Raw genomic sequence first — 18,340 nt, forward strand, 5'->3', positions numbered from 1 at the left:
AATTATGAATTTGATACTACATTTTGATAATCCCTTCTAACTACCATTTTAGTTAAAACCGGTAACTTTTGTGCTGCAAGATTAAAAGCCTCCTCCGCAACATTAAATGGAACACCATCCATTTCGAACATAATCGTGCCCGGTTTAATGATTGCAACATAATGATCCAAAGCTCCTTTACCTTTACCCATCCTTACCTCGGCCGGTTTTGCAGTTACTGGTCTATCAGGAAATATCCTGATCCAAACTGATCCTTCTCTTTTCATGTGACGAGTCATAGCTATCCTCGCAGCCTCAATCTGTCGGTTAGTTAATCTTGCTCCATCAAGGGATTTCAAACCAAAAGAACCAAAAGCTATAGTATGCCCTCTATGAGCATCTCCCTTGTTTCTACCCTTTTGTTGTTTCCTGTATTTCAGTCGTTTAGGCTGTAACATGACTTTAAACTATTTGTCTTTTTAAAAAAGAGTTGCAAAATTACAACAATTTATTGAATATTATCTCCTTTTATCCCTTCTACCTTCACCTCCTCCGGGTCTTTCTGGCCTGCCTCCACCTTTAAATGGTTTTGTCTCTTTTTTGGTAACGCCCACCAATGGTGAAAGATCTCTCTTGGTAAATACTTCTCCCTTACAAATCCAAACTTTTATTCCAATTTTACCATATACAGTAAGGGCCTCCTTAATTGAATAATCTATATCGGCTCTGAAGGTATGCAAAGGAATACGTCCTTCTTTATATTCTTCTGATCTGGCCATTTCGGCTCCGTTCAATCGACCGGAAACACGAATCTTTACTCCTTCAGCACCAGCCCTGATGGTGGATTGAATAGCCATTTTTATAGCTCTTCTATAATTTATCCTGGATTCAATTTGTTTTGCAACAGAGTCCCCAACAATAGCTGCATCTAATTCTGGCTTACGGATCTCAATGATGTTGATTTGAACATCTTGATCGGACAACTTTTTAAGCTCCTCACGAATTCTATCCACTTCTGTTCCTCCCTTCCCAATAATAATACCTGGTCTAGAAGTTTGGATGGAAACAGTGATGCGCTTTAAAGTACGCTCAATCACTATCCGGGCTATTCCTCCCTTAGGAATTCTGGCATTGAGATAGTTTCTGATTTTTTCATCTTCGACTACTTTTTGTGCCATATTATGTCCACCAAACCAGTTAGATTCCCATCCTCTGATGATTCCTAATCGGTTACCAATTGGATTTGCTTTTTGACCCATTAATTTGTTATTTAATAAAGCTATTAATTTGATTTGTTTTGAGAAGCTACAATCAATGTCACATGATTCCTCCGTTTTCTGATCCTATGTGCACGTCCGTGTGGCGCAGGCTGAAATCTCTTGATTACTGCCCCTCCATCCACAAATGCGGTTTTAACAATAAGATCATGATTATCTGCTTCACCTTCCCCATGTTTTTGCTCCCAATTGTTTATGGCCGATAAAAGAAGTTTTTCTAACCACCCTGAAGCTTCCTTTTTAGTATACTTGAGAATGCTTAAAGCCTGATTTACCTTCTTTCCCCTGATGAGGTCTACGACCAGTCTCATCTTTCTGGGAGACATCGGGCAATTTCTTAATTTAGCTACTGCTTCCATATTCTTATTTCCCTTGTATTTAAAATTAACGGTTACCGGAATGCCCTTTGAATGTTCGAGTAGGAGAAAATTCACCTAACTTATGTCCTACCATATTCTCAGAAACATACACTGGTATAAAAGATTTACCATTATGTACAGCAATCGTTTCTCCAACCATATCCGGAATAATCATAGATGCTCTGCTCCATGTTTTAATTACAGATTTTTTATTGGTTTCCTTAGCTTTAAGAACCTTATCCAGTAATTTATGGTAAACGTAAGGTCCTTTTTTAATTGATCTTGCCATATTTTTTCAATGGTGGTTTAATAATTAACTTTATTTCGTTTTTCTCTTAGAAACTATAAGATTGTCAGAATGCTTATGAGGACTTCTAGTCTTGAGTCCTTTAGAAAACTGACCATTTCTTGATCTAGGCTGACCTCCGGAAGATCTACCTTCCCCTCCACCCATTGGGTGATCTACTGGGTTCATCGCAACACCTCTTGACCTGGATTTAAATCCAAGCCATCGGTATCTACCTGCTTTTCCAATTGCTTCAAGCGCATGGTCAGGATTGGATGTAGAACCAATAGTTGCCTTACAAGACATGAGAATTCTTCTGACTTCACCAGATGGCATTTTAACCACTGCATACCGATCTTCCTTTCCCATCATAGTGGCTGCAGTGCCGGCTGATCTTACCAACGCCGCTCCCTGACCGGGATGTAACTCTATAGAGTGAATGCTAGAACCAAGTGGAACTTCAGCCAGCAACAAAGCATTTCCTATTTCAGGAGCTGCTCCAGGACCACTGATTACCTTAGTCCCTACCTTCAAACCTTGTGGTGCTAAAATGTATCTTTTTTCACCATCGGCATATACTAAAAGAGCAATAAATGCAGTACGATTCGGATCGTATTCAATGCTCTTCACAGTAGCATGGATCCCATCTTTATTTCTTAAGAAGTCAATCAATCTATATTTTTGTTTATGACCTCCTCCTCTATGTCTAGTAGTACGACGCCCTTGATTGTTTCGTCCTCCTGTTCCAGACATAGGAGCCAACAAGGATTTTTCAGGTACATCCGTAGTAAGCTCTTCGAAGGTATTTGCAACCCTAAATCGGGTACCCGGAGTAACAGGTTTTAATTTTTTAACTGGCATATCACTTAGTTTTACTCTTCACTAAAAATGTTAATTTCTTCACCGGCTGCAAGCGTAACTACAGCTTTCTTGTAAGCAGGTTTCCTTCCTTTTAAAACAGCACGCTTAGTATTTCTTACTACTGACTTGCCAGCAATGACCAAGGTATTAACTGATTCAACTTTTACATTGTATGTTGCAGCAACACTTTTCTGGATTTCAATCTTATTGCTATCCCTATGGACAATGAAGGTATATTGGTTGCGCTTACTCGAAAGCTTTTCTGCTTTCTCAGTAATGACTGGTCTCACTAAAATTTGTTTGGTCATAACTATTAGCTTAAAGTTTCCGTAATTTTTTGAATACTAGACTCTGTTAACAACAAAGTCTGACAATTTAATATTTCATAGGTGCTGAGGTCAGCAGCTACTTTTAATTTGGTTTTTGCCAGATTCCTTCCAGAAAGGAAAGTTGTTTCATTATGGTCAGGAGTAACTACCAAAGTTTTAGAAGTCGATAATCCAAGATTTTTAAGAATGCTCAAAAATTCGCTTGTCTTTGGCGCAGCAAAACTAAAATCTTCAACAACTTTTATTTTGTTATTGGTAAGTAACTGGGAAAGTGCAGACTTTCTTGCCAATATCTTTACTTTCTTATTTAGTTTTTGAGAGTAATCCCTTGGATGTGGTCCAAAAGCACGTCCTCCTCCTTTAAACATAGGATTTTTTAAGGATCCTGCTCTGGCTCCACCGGTACCTTTTTGCCTTTTGAACTTTTTAGTGGTACGGTGTACATCTCCCCTTTCGGTTGAATCATGGGTACCCTGCCTCTGATTAGCTAAGTATTCCTTAACTGCCAGATAAATAACATGAGTATTTGGCTCAATTCCAAAAATGGATTCGGGAAGATCGATACTTCTTCCTGTAGTTTGCCCTTGAGTATTTAGAACATCAATCTTCATTACCTAGTGCTTTTTTCGATAACAACAATAGAACCCTTGTGACCAGGAATAGCTCCACGGATCAACAAAAGATTTTTTTCTCCTAATATTCTGGCTATTTTAAGGTTCTTAACTTTTACCTGTTCAACACCTTGACGACCAGCCATTCTTAATCCTTTAACAACTTTTGATGGGTAGGATGAAGCACCAATTGAACCTGGAGCTCGTCCTCTGTTATGCTGACCATGGGTAGCGTTCTGAACTCCACCAAAACCATGTCTCTTTACAACACCCTGAAAACCCTTCCCCTTCGTAAAACCAATTGCATGAACAGTATCTCCTTCAGTAAAAATATCTGATATACTTATCTCATCGCCAAGGTTCTTATTTCCTGGGATATTTTTAAACTCCAAGGATTTTTTCTTTGGGGTTGTATTAGATTTTAAGTAGTGACCAGTTATCGCTTTGTTCGCATTTTTTGCTCTGGCCTCCCCATAAGACACCTGAAGCGCAGAATATCCATCTGAATCTTCTGTCTTAACTTGGGTAACGATATTAGGTGATGCCTCAACAACTGTACATGCGATGGCTTTGCCATCTGCTGCATAGATGCTTGTCATTCCAACCTTTGTTCCGATTATTCCATTCACGGTAAATAAGTTTTATTGTTAATTCCTAGCACCTGAAGTCTTAAAAAAGAATTCAGATACTAAAAAATAATTTTTAGTACAATAAGAAATTAGGATAACTTAACTTGTATGTCAACGCCGCTAGGCAGTTCGAGTTTTGATAACGCATCGACTGTCTTTGGAGTCGGTGTGTAAATCTCAATCAAACGCTTGTGTGTCCGAAGCTGAAACTGCTCACGAGCTTTCTTATTTACATGTGGAGAACGTAACACTGTAAATATTTCTTTCTCAGTTGGCAGCGGAATCGGACCGGCAACAACTGCACCACTATTGCGGACAGTTTTGACAATCTTCTCGGTACTTTTGTCCACCAAATTGTGGTCATAAGACCGGAGCTTTATCCGAATTTTTTGATTCATGCCTTATATTTAATTTATGTTAAAATTTTAAACTTTTATATTTCCTTTAGCCTTAGCAATTACCTCTTCAGCAATCTGCTTTGGCACAGGGGAATAATGAGAAAACTCCATTGTCGAACTTGCTCTACCAGAAGTAATGGTCCTCAATTGAGTTACATAACCAAACATCTCTGAAAGTGGAACCTCTGCTTGTATTGCAACAGCTCCCCCCATCCTTGGCTCTTGTCCTTTTGGGAGTCCTCTTCTTCTATTTAAATCGCCAATCACCGGACCAACATAATCTTCTGGAGTAATTACCTCCAATTTCATGATCGGCTCAAGTATTTGTGGATTTGTTTTTGGCGCCGCTTCTCTAAAACCATCTTTTGCACACAATTCAAATGCCTGTGGTTTGGAATCGACAGCATGCATCGAACCGTCATAAACCCGGATTTTCATACTTTCAATGTTGTATCCGGCCAATATGCCTTGATTCATCATTGACTCAAATCCTTTGGTTATGGCAGGCATATAAGATTTATCAATTGCACCACCAAAAATATCCCAAACGAATTGCATTCTGGATTTTCCTGCTTTAAATTCTTCACTGTTTACAAATTCCTCATCTGCAGGGCCTATGCTGAACGCCATATCGGCAAATAAACCAGATCCTCCCGTTTGCTTTTTTAATCTTTCTCTGTGCTCTATTGTCTTGGTAAGAGATTCTTTATAATTAACCTGAGGCGCTCCTTGGTTACATTCCACATTGAACTCTCTTCTCAACCTATCTACAATGATTTCAAGGTGTAACTCACCCATTCCACTGATAATGGTTTGACCGGTATTTTCGTCTGTAAATACTCTGAAAGTAGGATCTTCTTCAGCCAATTTAGCCAAAGACATTCCAAGTTTGTCTTGATCTTTTTGAGTTTTAGGCTCCACAGCAATTGAAATTACCGGTTCCGGAAAATTCATTGCTTCAAGAATAATAGGATGGGCTTCATCACATAATGTATCTCCCGTCTTAATATCCTTAAAACCTACTGCAGCAGCGATATCTCCAGCTTCGACATACTCAATAGATTTTCTATCATTTGCATGCATTAAAAACAACCTGGAAATTCTTTCTTTGTCTGTTGTAACCTTATCTTTTTCGGAACGAACCTTCATCACATAAGATCCGGCATCAAGTCTTCCTGAATATACCCGTATAAAGACCAAACGTCCTACAAATGGATCGGTAGCTACTTTGAATGCAAGGGCAGAAAAAGGTTCATCTACAGATGGTCTCCTAATCAATTCCTCATCATTTTTTGGGTTGATACCTTTGACAGCCTCAACATCTAGTGGACTAGGCAGAAATGCACATACTGCATCAAGTACTGCTTGTACACCTTTATTTTTAAAGGCCGAACCGCACATCATTGGAACAAACTTCATGTCGCAAACTGCGGCACGAATAGCATTAATCATTTCCTCTTCTGTAATAGATTCCGGATCGTCAAAAAACTTAATCAATAAATCATCATCGTATTCAGCAATATTCTCAATCAATTGCTGACGATACTCCTGAACTGTATCTTTAATATCTTCTGGAATTGGGATTTCCTTATAAGTCATTCCCCTCGATTCCTCATCCCAAATAATCGCCTTGTTGGTTATAAGGTCAACCACTCCGGTAAAATGTTCTTCAGCGCCTATTGGAACCTGAAGTGGAACGGCATTTGATCCCAACATCTTTTTTACCTGATTTACCACCATAAAAAAGTCAGCCCCTTGCCTATCCATTTTGTTCACAAATCCCAACCTGGGAACTTTGTAATTATCTGCTAATCGCCAGTTTGTTTCAGACTGTGGTTCTACTCCATCCACAGCACTAAATAAGAATACAAGTCCATCAAGAACCCTTAAGCTACGATTTACTTCTACTGTGAAGTCAACGTGCCCCGGGGTGTCAATAATGTTTACAATATAAGGTTGATTTTTCCAACTCCAATTAGTTTGCGTAGCAGCAGAAGTAATTGTAATACCTCTTTCCTGCTCCTGAGCCATCCAGTCCATTGTAGCAGCGCCATCGTGCACCTCTCCAATTTTGTGGGTCAAACCTGTATAGTACAAAATACGTTCAGTAGTAGTTGTCTTACCGGCATCAATGTGAGCAGCAATTCCAATGTTTCTGAGGTATCTTAAATCTTTAGCCATTATTCTTGAATATTAAACTTTAAAATGCGCAAAGGCTCTGTTTGATTCAGCCATTTTATGAGTATCTTCTTTTTTCTTTACTGCTGCACCTTCACCTTTGGCAGCAGCAATTACTTCGGCAGCCAATTTATCGGCCATACCTTTTCCTGCTCTAGCCCTGGAATATTTAATTAACCATTTAATTCCAATGGAAAGCTTTCTTGAAGGTCTCATTTCCATTGGTATTTGAAACGTCGCACCTCCAATCCTTTTTGGCCTTACTTCTATATGTGGCATTACATTACCTAAAGCCCTTTTCCATACTTCATGAGGATTTTCAGTGGTTTTCGCTTCCACTTGATCCATGGCAGAATAAAATATACTGTATGCAGTACTTTTCTTCCCCTGCCAAAGCATATTATTCACAAATTGGGTAACCATGGTATCCCCAAACCTAGGATCCGGTTCCAAAATTCTCTTCTTTGGTTTATGCTTTCTCATTATTTTTAAATATAAGCTTAATGGTTGACTTATTTTTTAGGTCGTTTAGACCCGTATTTTGATCTACTTTTCTTTCGATTATTAACTCCGGCGGTATCCAGGGCCCCACGTACTATAGTATATCGTACCCCAGGAAGATCTTTTACCCTTCCTCCTCTTACCAACACGATGGAGTGTTCTTGCAAATTATGCCCTTCTCCTGGAATATAACAGATCACCTCTATCCCATTAACCAATCGCACCTTAGCCACCTTTCTCAGTGCTGAGTTTGGTTTTTTAGGCGTTGTCGTATAAACACGTGTACAAACTCCCCTTTTCTGAGGATTTGACTGAAGAGCCCTTGATTTGCTCTTGTATTCAACTATTTCGCGTCCTTTTCGGATTAACTGATTAATTGTAGGCATACTTTAATATCTCTTTATCTTTTGGTATATAAACTTATTAAGTTCAAAATCAATACCTTATAGACATACCTATTCCATAAGGAGACGCAAAGGTAATATACTTTTCAATATTCACAAAATCAGTTAAAGATTTTTATCAATAGCTTTGCAGCTTAACAACAAATTAAATAAAAAAGACATGATAACCCTCCGAAAAATGCAGAAAGGAGATTCTTTCAGTATATTTGAATTGGTAATGGAATTAGCTGTATTTGAAAAGTCAGCAACTTCAGTAAAGACTTGTCCTGAAGATTTTGAGGAGAATTTTCAAAAAGGAGTATTTGATGGCTATGTGATAGAAGTTCCGGAAAAAGGCATTGTAGGTATGGCCTTGTATTTTTCCTATTTTTCCACCTGGAATGGCTACACTATCTATTTGGAAGATTTCTATGTAAAAGAGGAATACAGAGGTAAAGGTCTTGGAAAAATTCTTTTTGAAGCAATTTTGGATCAGGCTTGTGTTTTGGGCGCAAAAATGTTAAAGTGGCAAGTATTGGATTGGAATGAATCGGCTAAAAAATTTTACAATAAATATGGGAGTATTTTTGTCAAAGGCTGGGAAAATGGTGTTATCTATCTAAATATGAAGCAGTGACGAGCAAGAGGTATTTGAAACTCAAAGACTCCCTTTCGAAGCCAATAAGGAGATTTAAACCGTTAAGAACTTCACAGGCGCTTCATTCTTATGAGGCATTTATGGCATTGTGTCTTATGGTCCTGTTCTTCTTAATCTCCTTAAGGATCTATGAATCATTGGTTGTCAACTATTTATTTAATCCTAACAAACTTTGGAAATCCGAAGCCCTTGGGATGATTATGGACTTGATGCTAGCGATTGGGATTTTAGGATCATCCTATCCACTATATAAATTTCTTTTTCGGCAGAAAAACAAGCTTGGGATTAGGATTTTTGAAAATACGGTATTCCTTTTCATCATAGGTCATTTGATCATACTGGAGTATTTTTTCTACCAAATGAGACCTTTGGATATTTTTCTTTTTAACCATCAACCAAGTGAAGTAGCCTTTTCGTATGCAACTTCAGGTGTCACCTTAAGAAGAGTATTGATTGCCTTGTTCTTGAGCATTTTGCTTTGGACTGTACTTCAATATTCACTTAAATCCATTAGATGTTCTTCAAAATGGTTTAAATACTCCTTATTAATAGGTATAGCCTTCATAAGTCTATTTAGTATATATAAAGAATTCGCCAAAATTCCAGTATCGAGGGATTTGTTTACCAATAAGTCTTTCCACTTTTATTCAAAAATTGTCTTATCAAAGACATCCAGGTATTTTGAACCACCAGTTGAATCGTCTTCACTTCGTTACCAAGAACAATTTCCAAGGGAAGGGTATATAAATTCTCAATACCCGTTCTTGCATCAATTTAATGATGAGGACAACTTTGGCCCATTACTAAATAAATTCAAATCACCTCCAAATATTGTCATTCTAATTACAGAAAGTTTGTCAGAATATTTTCTCCACCCAATTCGTGGAGTCCACTTTATGCCCTTCCTGGATAGTTTGTCGAAAGAAAGTTTATATTGGAGTAATTTTCTAACGCTTGGTGAAAGATCTTTTGCAGCTAACCCTTGTCTTAGTGCCTCATTGCCATACGGAGAAATGGGATTTACCTTAATGCAAACTTATCCATACCATTTTTCATTAATGAATGTTTTAAATAAAAATAATTATCTAACTAGTTTCTATTATGGACAAGGGGCATGGTTTCATAATAAAAAACATTTTTACCAATTCAACAATACTGGTAGAATAATAGACAAGGATCAGTTTCAAAAAATATTTTCACCTATTTCGGTTGGCGAAGAAAGATATGTTTGGGGCTATAATGACATAGATCTCTTCAGACAATATCTTATTTCCACTGACAGCTTGATTAACAAACCCAGACTTGATATATTATTTACTGGCACCTCACACTCACCATTTATAATCAAAGATTCAATGGGGTATCATGAAAAATATACTAATGCTGTGGCAAAGCTTAAAAACAAAAGTGATAAAATTCATTTCGAAAAATACAAACGTTTTTACTTGACCTTATATAATGTGGACGATGCATATAAAATATTATTTGAAGAGTTTAAAAAAAGACCAGATTTTGAAAACACTATCTTTATTCTTACTGGAGATCATCCTATGACAGAATTGCCAATTGAGAATGCATTTACCAAATACAAGGTGCCAATGATTATTTACTCCCCAAAATTAAAAGAAAAGAAACACTTTGAAAGTTTTAGCTCACATTTGGATATATATGAAACAATCTTAGCTTATCTTAAGAAGAACTATAAATTAGAGACCCCACAATATTCTACAGCCCTTGGATCCAAAATAAATTTTAGTGAAAGCTTTGATACAAAAGGGGAATACGCTTTCATGAACGATAATCGTCAAATAGTGGATTTTTATTCAAATGGTTATTACCTCTATAATGAAAAGTACCTTTTTAAGGTAAATAAGGATATGCGAATTCGTGAAATATATGATAAAGTTCTTTTAGACAAAATGAAACAAAAACTTATCATCTATAGAGCAGCAAGTAAAAATGCCAGTTTAAATTTCAAATTAATGCCTGACAGTTTGTTTTTCAATTTTTTTAATCAGAAGGTATTATTAAATCAGTATCGGACCGATACAATTAGAAGCAATAACGCAAAGTTTCCTATCACTGAGATTGATGTTGACAATAAAAAAAGCCTTTTTCTTGATTTGTCTTTGAACAGAATAAGCGATGCCGAATCATTCCCACAAATCAGCTACGAGTGGAAAGATAGCTGTGACAGCTGTTTCAACAAAACAAGTCTTTACTTTCCCTACGACCAAATCAATTTCCAATATCACATAAAAATTGATTATCCAGAACACCAAGAGCATGGTTCCAAACTTCACCTTTACTTTGAAAATCCTAAGAAAAATCATTTTGAATTTGCAAAATTAAAATGTGTCGTGTATACCCAATAGCCAGGTAAAACAATTATATCAATATTGATTGATTAAAATTCAAGGCCAAAATTAAAATGCAAGATTATTTAGTCTCTGTGTTCACATTCATACAAACACGATCTATCATATATATTAAGCAAGTAAATTTCAATCTATAATTTTGCAACTATTTATTATCAAAATCATCCAATAGTTTTTGAAAATAAGATCTTTGATAATCTATAGAATAATGACATTGACCCTGATTTAATATGATTTGATTGTCATCATGTGAAATAACTCGTTTTCCACCCGAATCAATCCACCCGCTTCCATTATTAAAGGAATAAAATGCAAATCCTAAAGAATCAGATCGAAAAGAATTGTTACTAAAATAAAATTCTTTTGAATCAATATTCATTTGATTCAATATTGTTGCTACTATATCGGTTTGAGAACAAACATTATGCAGAACAGTATCCTTATTAACAACTCCTCCAGTATATAGAATAGGAATGTAAAATTTATCCGGTGAAGAATAACTTATATTTAAAGGGTAACGCGCACCATGATCTGCAACAATAACAACTAATAAATTCTTCCAAAGTGCACTTTGCTGCAATGAATCTAAAAATAAAGTTAAATATTTATCTGTATAATGGGCTGAATTAACAAAAACGGAAGCGTCGTCTTTCTCACTCCAATAATCATCTTCAGGCACATCGTAAGGAGGATGGCTTGAAAGAGTTAATATGCTCATTATAAAAGGAGATTTTTCCAAAAATATATCTTTCCACACTCTTTCCAACAAAATATGATCATGAACTCCCCATTTAGCATTGTAAGTAGAAGGACTAAAATCACCTTTGCTGATAATTTTATCCACACCACATGCAAGTAAAAAAGTTTTCATTCCGGCAAATTCTATATCTCCTCCGTAATAAAAGGAACTATGATAATTATATTGGCTTAGTGTCTTCATTAATGAAGGAAGCTTTTCCGCTTTAGAAGGAATTTTAATAATAGAACTTTGAGGTTGTGCCGGGTATGCACTAAATATAGCAGCAAGACCTTTATCGGTTCGGTCCCCGGAGGAAAACGCATGATCAAAATAAATTCCCTTTCTGATCCAGCGGTTTAACCCTGGTAGAATTTCTTTTCCGGCATGTTGTTGATGGATCATATTGGCTGTAAAACTCTCCAATAATAAAAAAAGAATATTTGGTCTTTCTGTACTTATAAACTTTGTGGCAGGTGTATCTATAAACTTTATTTTTTTAAATAAACTATCTGCAAGAACAGGTTCTATGATATTCTTTCTAGGTTGTATACTTCGATTGTGTGAATAAGTATAAAGAATATTCCAAATCGGATGCAATGAAATATGATTAGCGTACATATCCTTAGAATGGTAAACAGTGCCAGGATTAAGCGGACTTAATCCAATTCCTCCACGCAAAGGAATAATTAACAATGAAAAACCTAGTAAAATAGTTACTATGGATAATAAATTGAGTTGAGGAAGTGATTTCATTCGAAATCTAAAAAAATAATAAAAAACTATTGGCAAATTAAATAATATAACAGCAATTACAAATTTTGCAACCATGTTTAATGAAATAAAATGAATTCCCTCATTTGTCCTATCCAGGTAGGTAAAGAAAGAATAGTCAATTCTAAATCCCCACTCAGGATAAAGCACCGAATCAATTGAATAAATCAATGAATTTAATCCTAGAAAAAAAAATACTAACCCGTTTAGAATTTTAAAAACTAAGGCTTTGCAAATAGAATAAAATAAAAGTAAAAATATAAGCAGAATGGCAACCTCAATAGACCATACTGAAAAGTCCATATATAATCCATATCCAAGGGATCTTCCAAATTCTTTAATTGAAATTTTAAAACCATTGTAAAATTCCAAAATCACAAAAATAATACGAAAGTAGCTTAGACTTAAAACCAAGAACAATAAGATCCCATAAAATTGTCGCCAGAAAAGGTTCATACTAATAAATAAATGTTCATATAAAATTGGGCAAAATAAATTAAACAATAATTTAAATCATTTATTCTAATATAATTAAATCGACATTTTTGTAGATTTAAAAAAACTTAGTATTATGCTTACCAAAGTTACGATCCCAGAGGCAATCACATTATACCAAAGAAAGCCAATATCTAGAGTAAAAAACAATACAAAAACTACAGACTGTGCTAAACAAGCAGCAAAAAAAACTATATTTCCATTCACTTTTGGGAATAAAAAAGCAACTATAAATATACCTAATACACTTCCATAAAAAAGAGATCCTATTATATTAATAAATTGAATTAAATTCTCAAATAAATTCGCATAAAATGCGAATGAAATTGCAAGTATTCCCCAAAAGACAGTAAATAACCTAGACCATTGAAGATCACTTAGCCATCCAGAAGTGGATTGAAAAAGTCTTTTTTGAATGTCAACTGACGTGGTTCCAGCCAAAGCATTCAACTCTGCGGATATACTTGACATAGCAGCACAAAATATCACTGCAAGCAATAATCCAATAAATCCCTTAGGTAAATATTTGAGAATGTAATATAAAAATATGTAGTCTTTATCATTAGCCTCTACCCTCTCTCCAGAATTTCTTATAAAAGTTTGCACTGTGTCCCTAATCTTTTTTTGAGCCATATTAAGTGAAACGATTAAATCTTTATTCAGATTGATCTCAGATTGCAGTATATCAATTCTCTGATTATGGATTTCATTCAAATCTTTGGTCCACAGATTGTATTTCTCGGGATGATTTAATTTTAAGGCCTGCTCTACTTTGGCATTATATGAAATAGGTGTTTTTTCAAATTGAAAAAAAACAAATAATAAAACGCCACACATCAAAATAAATATCTGCATTGGAATTTTAAGTAATCCATTAAATAACAATCCAACCTGACTTTGTCTGACATTTCTTCCACTTAAATATCTTTGAACCTGAGATTGGTCGGTCCCGAAATAAGCCAAAGCAAGAAAAAAACCACCTGTTATGCCTGCCCAAAAATTGTATCTCTCCTGAAAATTGAAATTAAAATCTACACCTTTCATTTTACCATTCCATCCAGCCAACTCCAGAGTTTTGTCTAAAGTGAATCCTGCCGGCATAGAGTAAATAAGAAATCCAAAAATAAAAGCCATTCCTAATATAATGATTGCCATTTGATGTGTTTGGGTTACTGTAACGGCTTTTGAGCCCCCGCTTACCGTATAGATTATTACCAATACTCCGGTGACTAATTGGGTCAATTGCAAGTTCCACCCAAGAACAGTAGATAAAATAATGGCAGGAGCATAAAGCGTTATACCTGCTGCCAAACCTCTTTGGATCAAGAAAATAAAAGCAGCAAATAATCTGGTTTTTAAATCAAACCTTTGTTCAAGATATTCATATGCAGTAAAAACTTTGAGCCTATAAAATGCCGGGATAAAAATTACAATGATTACAAACATTGCCAGTGGTAATCCAAAATAGAATTGTACAAATCTAAGCCCATCAGAAAATCCCTGTCCAGTAGTGCTTATAAATGTTATGGCGCTTGCTTGCGTAGCCATAACACCAAGACATACTTTCCACCAAACTGAATTTTGTTCACCAAGAAGATAACTGTTTAAATCTTGCTGAGACCGGGATTTGTACCAACCATAGATCACAATAAATGAAATGGTAATTGTCAATACCAACCAATCAATCCAACTCATAAATCAGGCTGAATAAATATTTGAAAGTATGAAAAGAAAAATTACTGCAACCATTAAACCTAAAATCAGAAGAAATCCATATTTAAGAAACGACTTTTCCATGTTAAAAAGAAATTAAATTGGAAAATATTCTATAGGCACCAGGAATACCTGCCGGCAATTGCCTGAACCATGCAAGTGATGTATAAATCATGTATCCTTTTCCGGTTTTTTTACATAACAACCCAGATTTCAATGGAGAATCCCCAGGATCATTCATAGCTAAAATCTCCTCAAATTCCTTGGGATAACTAGCAGGAAAGTATAATCCACGTTCCTGAATCCAATTTTTAAAATCTAATTCACTGATTTTGTTTGGATTTAATAGAATCTTATGTGCAGGGTTTATAAATTTGACTTCTGCAGATTCATCGGTCACACGATTTCTAGAAATTTTAAAATTTTCCCCTAAAAAATTTTGATTAACCAATTCATTTGAAGTGTTGTATTGAATTATTACTTTACCACCATCTTTGGCAAAATTTTCTAAGAAATTATAGGAATTTGCTAATTCTTCCTGGGTATTGAAAGCGCGTATTCCAAATACAATTACATCATAATTTTTTCTATTGATTTTAGTTAAATCCCTTGCTTGCAATACATCCATTTTAAAACCCATTTTTAATATTGCCTCATCAACATTATCTCCGGCACCATCAATGTACGCTACTCGTTTATCATTAATTTTAAAGTCACAAACTGCCACTCTAATTTTTGCGGGTATTAGTACATTAATCCAGGGAATATGGCTGTACTTTATTGTTCGCTGCGTGCAAATGGGGTGTTCACCATTTACCAAACTTATTTCATTTATTTCGTTTTTAACACCATTAGCCTGTATCTGTAACTCAAATATTTTTTCTTCCCCTGGCACACTAAATTGATATTCAATCTCAGAAGGCAAAACAGTTATTCCTTCAGTATTCCTGAATTGTATTTTACCGGTTTGATTTGGTGCATTTGACTTTAAAGTAAAATTAAATTTTACTGGCTTGTCATTATTAATTAAGACCAAATGATCTGTGGGAAGGATTACTAAAGAAGGTAAAACATCAACCGGTTGTCTTACTTCACCTAAAACTGGGTCATCATTCTTATAAATAACCCTCCTGTAAATGTCGTAAGATTTATTAAAAATTACAATTTTGAATCTAACCTCAAAATCTGGTGGTGAGACTGGCAAATTTCTTAAAGCTACTTCATCCACTCTGTAAATCCCCTTGCCTCTTCCATGCTTGAGCCAAAATGGTGCACTCAAGGGAATATCACTTACAATGATGTCTTTATGCCAATACGTTGGGATATTACTCAACAATAATTTTTGAAAAGAAGAATCTCCAAAACCTGGTAAAAGCTCTATTCTATCCAATGTAACACCGATAGAACGTGAGATTATTTCTGTGCTTAATCTAACCCCATTACCTCTCGAGATTGTTTGCCTGTCAATAAAAGCCTCCGCATATATACCTGCACATTCAAAAATTAAATCCCGAATAGCTTTTAGCTTAGACTCCTTATAAACACCTGCATTTATAGCTTCAAGGTATTCTTCTGCTTTTTGGAGTAACGGAATGCTCTTGAAAGGTGCAGACACGTCAAATTGATTAATTAGCTCGTCCAAAACTTTATCAAGATTCCCTCCTCCATTAAATCTAGACCAGCTAAAGTTCAATCCATCAAAAGGAGATATTTCCCCGTTCCCCTTTTTGGAATCAAGTCTTTCGAAATATTCCAATTGAGAGCCTCTGACAGAGTTTATTCCAAAACCTTGGGACTTATGCATACTTCTGCTTTGGGCGGAAATTTCCCCATTGGAAAATCCTGATGCTGGATAATAACTACCTATATCCAATGAATTTAAGTTAGATTTGTCTGCAGCATCAAACTTTTCTTTAGATCCAAAAAAGAAATAAGAAGTATTGAAAAATATTCGGTCTACCCGGACAGGCTCTGGCAAATCCAACAAATCTCTTCTGTACAAACTATTTCTGGCTAAATCAAAAGCCTCCATCCCAAGCATAGCAGATGCAGTATGATGGCCATGGGTTTTACCACTTGTCCTATGGTCAAATCGATTTATGATTACATCCGGCTTAAATGTTCTTATTAGGCGCACCAAATCCAATAAAACGGAATCTTTATCCCAAATGGTAAATGTTTCTTCGGCATTCTTGGAATACCCAAAATCATTGGCTCGTGTAAAAAACTGAATCCCTCCATCAATTTCTCTAGCTCTCATCAACTCATGGGTCCTTATTACACCTAAAAGTTCATCCAGCTCAGGGCCAATAAGATTCTGCCCTCCATCACCACGGGTCATGGACACGTATGCAGTTCGCAATTTGAGATCGTTAGAAAGGTAGCTAATTAACCTTGTATTCTCATCATCCGGATGAGCCGCAATATATAACACAGAACCTACTACTTTTAAAGCCTTCATTTCCTCAAGGATCAAAGAAGCTGGCCTGGTTTGACTTTCTACCTTAAGAACCAATAGAAACAAGCTTAATATAATACAAAATTGACGCATAGATTAAATTTGATAAATGGCGAAGATCAGCATTTGAATTGAAAAACATTATAAACAAATGATGGCATTTTACATTTAATTTGTAGAACTAAATAAATCATATTGCAAACTAAACCGGTAATTGAAGTTCCCAAAGATCAGAAAATTCTCATTCTTGGGCCGTGCAGCGCTGAATCATACGAACAAATGTCTAGCGTTTGTAGCCAAACAATAGACTTTAAGCCTGATTTAATAAGAGCAGGTGTATGGAAACCAAGAACTCGACCGGGATCTTTTGAAGGAAAAGGAGAAGAAGCCTTGGAGTGGCTGGTCCAGATAAAAAAAGATTTTAATGTTAAGGTGTGTACCGAGGTGGCTAACCAGGACCATGTTGAAAAATGCCTTAAGGCAGGGATTGATGTAGTGTGGGTTGGAGCAAGAACCACAGTAAATCCATTTTATGTCCAAGAAATAGCTGATGCATTAAAAGGAACGAATATGCCTGTCATGGTAAAAAACCCCCTTAACCCAGACCTTTTCCTTTGGTTAGGTGCCATAGAGAGGTTTTATAAGGTTGGGCTTGAAAAAATTGCAGCAATTCATCGAGGATTTTCTTTTTATGGAAATTCAATATATCGAAATGTACCTCGTTGGCAAATTCCAATTGAATTAAAGAGAAAAATACCGGAAATCCAGCTCATTGCAGACATCAGTCACATAAGTGGAACGCCAGACCACTTGCAAGAAATCGCCCAAATAGCAATGGACTTAAATTATGATGGCTTAATGGTAGAGGTACACCCAAATCCAGCATTAGCCTTAAGTGATTCTGACCAACAGGTAACTCCTTACTTTTTAAAGAAATATGTACTTGATTTGCTTATCCAAAGAAAAACTCAATCTAACAACCTACTCTTTAATGAGAAAATATCAGCAATCAGAGGAAAAATTGATCATATCGACAAAGAAATCATAGAATTATTAGCAAAACGAATGAAATTGGCTGATGCCATTGGCGAAGAAAAAAGAAAGGAGGAAATATCTATTTTTCAACCTTCGAGATGGGAAGAAATAGTGTCAAAGCTTCTTGTTGAAGCCCAAAAAAATAATCTCAGCCAAGAGTTTATATTATCACTAACGGAAGCAATCCACATTGAATCTATCCAACACCAGAGTGCTAAAATGAATAATTCTCTGGCACAGCAGTAATAATATTTTATATTTATATTATTGATTAACTGCCACTTAAATATTATATTAAAAAA

At 35.7% G+C, this 18,340-nt stretch carries 18 protein-coding genes; 3 read left to right on the plus strand and 15 right to left on the minus strand.

The annotated features are described in order from the left end of the window. Positions 1 to 2 precede the first annotated feature (2 nt). The 12 genes from rplP to IPJ83_13145 all read right to left on the minus strand — a co-directional run bounded on the left by rplP (position 3) and on the right by IPJ83_13145 (position 7,794). Positions 3 to 437: a 50S ribosomal protein L16 gene (gene rplP / locus IPJ83_13090; GenBank protein MBK7881483.1), complete on the minus strand. Its 435-nt coding sequence runs from the start codon at positions 435 to 437 to the stop codon at positions 3 to 5. Positions 438 to 497: 60 nt separating this feature from the next. Then, positions 498 to 1,238: a 30S ribosomal protein S3 gene (gene rpsC / locus IPJ83_13095; GenBank protein MBK7881484.1), complete on the minus strand. Its 741-nt coding sequence runs from the start codon at positions 1,236 to 1,238 to the stop codon at positions 498 to 500. Positions 1,239 to 1,261: 23 nt separating this feature from the next. Then, complete coding sequence (gene rplV / locus IPJ83_13100) at positions 1,262 to 1,615, minus strand: 50S ribosomal protein L22 (GenBank protein ID MBK7881485.1); 354 nt, start codon at positions 1,613 to 1,615, stop codon at positions 1,262 to 1,264. 25 nt (positions 1,616 to 1,640) lie between these two features. Beyond that, positions 1,641 to 1,904: a 30S ribosomal protein S19 gene (gene rpsS, locus IPJ83_13105; protein ID MBK7881486.1), complete on the minus strand. Its 264-nt coding sequence runs from the start codon at positions 1,902 to 1,904 to the stop codon at positions 1,641 to 1,643. Between the two features lie 30 nt (positions 1,905 to 1,934). Next, complete coding sequence (gene rplB, locus IPJ83_13110; GenBank protein MBK7881487.1) at positions 1,935 to 2,762, minus strand: 50S ribosomal protein L2; 828 nt, start codon at positions 2,760 to 2,762, stop codon at positions 1,935 to 1,937. An 11-nt stretch (positions 2,763 to 2,773) separates the two neighbouring features. Next, a complete protein-coding gene (gene rplW, locus IPJ83_13115) occupies positions 2,774 to 3,070 on the minus strand; it encodes a 50S ribosomal protein L23 (GenBank protein ID MBK7881488.1) in 297 nt (98 codons plus the stop codon). 5 nt (positions 3,071 to 3,075) lie between these two features. After that, entirely contained in the window at positions 3,076 to 3,702 is a 627-nt protein-coding gene (gene rplD, locus IPJ83_13120) for a 50S ribosomal protein L4 (GenBank protein MBK7881489.1), read from the minus strand. Beyond that, positions 3,702 to 4,331: a 50S ribosomal protein L3 gene (gene rplC, locus IPJ83_13125; GenBank protein ID MBK7881490.1), complete on the minus strand. Its 630-nt coding sequence runs from the start codon at positions 4,329 to 4,331 to the stop codon at positions 3,702 to 3,704. Before rplC ends, rplD begins: the two co-directional genes overlap by 1 nt. An 89-nt stretch (positions 4,332 to 4,420) precedes the next feature. Continuing rightward, complete coding sequence (gene rpsJ / locus IPJ83_13130) at positions 4,421 to 4,729, minus strand: 30S ribosomal protein S10 (protein MBK7881491.1); 309 nt, start codon at positions 4,727 to 4,729, stop codon at positions 4,421 to 4,423. A 27-nt stretch (positions 4,730 to 4,756) separates the two neighbouring features. Continuing rightward, positions 4,757 to 6,910 carry an elongation factor G gene (gene fusA, locus IPJ83_13135; GenBank protein ID MBK7881492.1) on the minus strand — a complete coding sequence of 718 codons (2,154 nt, stop codon included), beginning with the start codon at positions 6,908 to 6,910 and terminating at the stop codon, positions 4,757 to 4,759. 12 nt (positions 6,911 to 6,922) lie between these two features. Continuing rightward, positions 6,923 to 7,390: a 30S ribosomal protein S7 gene (gene rpsG / locus IPJ83_13140; GenBank protein ID MBK7881493.1), complete on the minus strand. Its 468-nt coding sequence runs from the start codon at positions 7,388 to 7,390 to the stop codon at positions 6,923 to 6,925. Between the two features lie 29 nt (positions 7,391 to 7,419). Continuing rightward, positions 7,420 to 7,794, minus strand: a complete 375-nt coding sequence (locus tag IPJ83_13145; protein ID MBK7881494.1) for a 30S ribosomal protein S12 — start codon at positions 7,792 to 7,794, stop codon at positions 7,420 to 7,422. A gap of 178 nt (positions 7,795 to 7,972) precedes the next feature. Between IPJ83_13145 and IPJ83_13150 the strand changes: the two genes are divergently transcribed. Together IPJ83_13150 and IPJ83_13155 are read left to right on the plus strand one after the other, a co-directional pair. Then, the gene (locus tag IPJ83_13150) at positions 7,973 to 8,428 is read left to right on the plus strand and encodes a GNAT family N-acetyltransferase (protein MBK7881495.1); all 456 of its coding nucleotides are present in this window, start codon (positions 7,973 to 7,975) and stop codon (positions 8,426 to 8,428) included. Beyond that, a complete protein-coding gene (locus IPJ83_13155; GenBank protein MBK7881496.1) occupies positions 8,425 to 10,824 on the plus strand; it encodes a sulfatase-like hydrolase/transferase in 2,400 nt (799 codons plus the stop codon). Before IPJ83_13150 ends, IPJ83_13155 begins: the two co-directional genes overlap by 4 nt. A gap of 148 nt (positions 10,825 to 10,972) precedes the next feature. On the opposite strand, the gene IPJ83_13160 is transcribed toward IPJ83_13155, so the two are convergent. The 3 genes from IPJ83_13160 to IPJ83_13170 all read right to left on the minus strand — a co-directional run bounded on the left by IPJ83_13160 (position 10,973) and on the right by IPJ83_13170 (position 17,096). After that, entirely contained in the window at positions 10,973 to 12,793 is a 1,821-nt protein-coding gene (locus IPJ83_13160; protein ID MBK7881497.1) for a sulfatase-like hydrolase/transferase, read from the minus strand. A 75-nt stretch (positions 12,794 to 12,868) separates the two neighbouring features. Next, positions 12,869 to 14,527, minus strand: a complete 1,659-nt coding sequence (locus IPJ83_13165) for a sodium:solute symporter (protein ID MBK7881498.1) — start codon at positions 14,525 to 14,527, stop codon at positions 12,869 to 12,871. 103 nt (positions 14,528 to 14,630) lie between these two features. Beyond that, the gene (locus IPJ83_13170) at positions 14,631 to 17,096 is read right to left on the minus strand and encodes a PIG-L family deacetylase (GenBank protein MBK7881499.1); all 2,466 of its coding nucleotides are present in this window, start codon (positions 17,094 to 17,096) and stop codon (positions 14,631 to 14,633) included. Between the two features lie 102 nt (positions 17,097 to 17,198). Between IPJ83_13170 and IPJ83_13175 the strand changes: the two genes are divergently transcribed. Beyond that, positions 17,199 to 18,284, plus strand: a complete 1,086-nt coding sequence (locus tag IPJ83_13175) for a bifunctional 3-deoxy-7-phosphoheptulonate synthase/chorismate mutase type II (protein ID MBK7881500.1) — start codon at positions 17,199 to 17,201, stop codon at positions 18,282 to 18,284. Positions 18,285 to 18,340: the final 56 nt, after the last annotated feature.

The organism is Candidatus Vicinibacter proximus (assembly GCA_016713905.1).
Classification (GTDB): Bacteria; Bacteroidota; Bacteroidia; order Chitinophagales; family Saprospiraceae; genus Vicinibacter; species Vicinibacter proximus.